Raw genomic sequence first — 2933 nt, 5'->3', positions numbered from 1 at the left:
TGCCCGGTCTGGCCCGCCCCGGCCGAGACTCGGCCCGGCGGACACGTTCGCGCCGCTCCGCCCGCGAAACTGTCCGCCGAGCCGAGACTCGCGATCAGCGACACGTCTCGTGCGCAGCTGCACGATACGTGTCGCCCGCCACGAGACTCGTACCCGGTCGGGCCCGCCCCGGCCGAGACTCGGCTCCGCGGACACCTTCGCGCCGTTCCGCCCGCCAAACTGTCCGCCGAGCCCAGACTCGCGATCAGCGACACGTCACGTGCGCAGGAGCACGACACGTGTCGCCCCTCACGAGACGTGTGCCCGGGCGCGGACGCCCGCATCCGCCTCCGCGGCGGCGCGGCGGCGCGCGCTACGCGTCGATGCGGTCGCGGTCGAGCCCCTCGCCCGCGAGGATGAACTCCTTGCGCGGCGCGACGTCGTTCCCCATCAGCAGCTCGAACACCTTCGCAGCGTTCTCGGCATCGGGCACGTTCACCCGACGGAGCGTCCGGTGCGTGCGGTCCATCGTGGTCTCGGCGAGCTGGTCGGCGTCCATCTCCCCCAGGCCCTTGTACCGCTGGATCGGCTCCTGGTACTTCTTGCCCTGCTTCTCGAGCTTCTTCAGCACCGCTTGCAGCTCGGCCTCGGAGTAGGTGTAGAGCGTGTCGTTCGGCTTGCCACGGTTCACCACGACGACCCGGTGCAGCGGCGGCACGGCGGCGAAGACCCGGCCCTGCTCGATCATCGGACGCATGTACCGGAAGAAAAGCGTGAGCAGGAGCGTCCGGATGTGGGCGCCGTCGACGTCGGCGTCGGACATGATGATGATCTTGCCGTACCGGGCCTGGTCGATCTCGAACGTGCGCCCCGAGCCGGCGCCGATCACCTGGATGATCGACGCGCACTCGGTGTTCGAGAGCATGTCCGAGACGGAGGCCTTCTGCACGTTGAGGATCTTGCCCCGGATCGGCAGCAGCGCCTGGTACTCGCTGTTCCGCGCGAGCTTGGCGGTGCCGAGCGCGGAATCGCCCTCGACGATGAAGAGCTCGGTGCCCTCGGCGTCCTGCTTGCGGCAGTCGGCGAGCTTCGTCGGCAGGGAGGAGTTCTCGAGCGCGTTCTTCCGCCGCTGGGTCTCCTTGTGCGCCCGCGCGGAGATGCGCGTCTTCATCTCCGCGACGACCTTCTCGAGCAGGGTCGCGGCCTGGGCCTTCTCGGTCCGCTGTGTCGAGGTCAGGATCTCGGTGAGCCGCTGCGACACGACCTGGTCGACGATCTTCCGGACCGCCGGCGTGCCGAGGACCTCCTTGGTCTGCCCCTCGAACTGCGGCTCGGGCAGGCGCACGGTGAGCACGGCCGTGAGCCCCGCGAGGACGTCGTCCTTCTCGAGCTTGTCCTGCCCGACCTTGAGCTTGCGGGCGTTCGCCTCGACCTGCGCACGGACGGCCTTCACCACACCCGACTCGAAGCCGGTCTGGTGCGTCCCGCCCTTCGGCGTCGCGATGATGTTGACGAAGCTCCGGAACACCGTCTCGTAGCCGCTGCCCCACCGCAGGGCGAGGTCGACCTCGCACTCGCGCGAGACCGACGTCGACACCATGTGCCCCTTGTCGTCGAGCATCGGCACGGTCTCGGTGAAGGTGCCGGTGCCCTGGATCCGCCAGACGTCGGTCACCGCGGAGTCGACGGCGAGGTGCTCGACGAACTCGCTGATGCCGCCCTCGTACCGGAAGCGCTCGACGACGGGGCCGCTCTCGACCGGAGCACCGGTGGCCGCGGCACGCAACGCCGCGGCCTCGATCGACGACGGGCGGGCATCGGTGATCGTGAGCCCCAGCCCCGGCACGAGGAAGGCCGTCTGCCGCGCGCGGTTCACGAGGTCCTGCGTGCTGAACCGCGCGTCGGACGTGAAGATCTGCCGGTCGGCCCAGTACCGGATGCGCGACCCGGTGACGCCCTTCTTCACCTTGCCGACGACGCGGAGCTCGCTGCCGGACGTGAACGGCGTGAAGGGCGCATCGGGACCGTCGCCGGAGAACGTCCCGGGCTCGCCGCGGTGGAACGACATCGCGTAGGTCTTGCCACCGCGGTCGACCTCGACGTCGAGCCGCTCGGACAGCGCGTTCACGACCGAGGCCCCGACGCCGTGGAGCCCACCGGACGCCGCGTAGGACCCGCTGCCGAACTTCCCGCCGGCGTGCAGCTTCGTGAACACGACCTCGACCCCGGTCAGGCCGGTCTTCGGTTCGACGTCGACCGGGATGCCACGCGCTGTGTCACGGACCTCGACCGACCCGTCCGGGTGCAGCACCACGCCGATCTCGTCACCGTGCCCGGCGAGGGCTTCGTCGACGGAGTTGTCGATGATCTCCCACAGGCAGTGCATGAGGCCGCGGGAGTCCGTCGAACCGATGTACATGCCCGGACGCTTGCGGACCGCCTCGAGCCCCTCGAGGACGGAGAGATGGCGTGCAGAGTAGTCGGAGCTCACCTTCCGATGGTACTGAGCACCACCGACCTCCATCGCCCTGACACTCGGTCTGGGGGCCTCGGGTCCGCGCTGAGCGAAACGTGCCCCGAAGATGCCGTACATCCAGGCAGCACGTGTTGAAATGGTCACCAACCGGCACCCGTTGGGTGGAAACCCGGCACCCGCCCTGCGATCCGTGAGGAGCACAGCAATGACCCAGACCGTGCAGGACCTCTCCATCGACGAATTCGGCAGCAACCAGCTCACCGCTGCTGACCGCTGCGACAGCTGCGGAGCGCAGGCCTACATCCGAGCGACCATGGCCAGCGGCGAACTCCTGTTCTGCGCGCACCACGGCGCGGAGTTCAAGGACAAGCTCGCGGCGACCGCCATCGAGTGGCACGACGAGAGCAGCCGACTCTACGAGTCGAAGTAGCGTCACGACAGCCGTCGGACGCAACGGACGGGAGGCGCGGTGCCAGCT

Annotated in this window: 2 protein-coding genes; one reads left to right on the top strand and one right to left on the bottom strand. The window is 69.1% G+C overall.

From position 1 onward, the window contains the following. Positions 1 to 352 precede the first annotated feature (352 nt). A complete protein-coding gene (locus tag ACSW7Y_RS16810) occupies positions 353 to 2503 on the bottom strand; it encodes a DNA gyrase/topoisomerase IV subunit B (protein ID WP_438127370.1) in 2151 nt (716 codons plus the stop codon). 157 nt (positions 2504 to 2660) lie between these two features. Here ACSW7Y_RS16810 and ACSW7Y_RS16805 point away from each other — a divergent pair, with 157 nt between their 5' ends. Further along, positions 2661 to 2885: a DUF7455 domain-containing protein gene (locus ACSW7Y_RS16805; protein WP_058725269.1), complete on the top strand. Its 225-nt coding sequence runs from the start codon at positions 2661 to 2663 to the stop codon at positions 2883 to 2885. The last annotated feature ends 48 nt before the right edge of the window (positions 2886 to 2933 follow it).

It is taken from the genome of Curtobacterium flaccumfaciens (assembly GCF_051548005.1).
Taxonomy (GTDB): Bacteria; Actinomycetota; Actinomycetes; order Actinomycetales; family Microbacteriaceae; genus Curtobacterium.
Note: the sequence above shows the minus strand (reverse complement) of the source record. Positions and strands in the feature narration are given on the sequence as shown.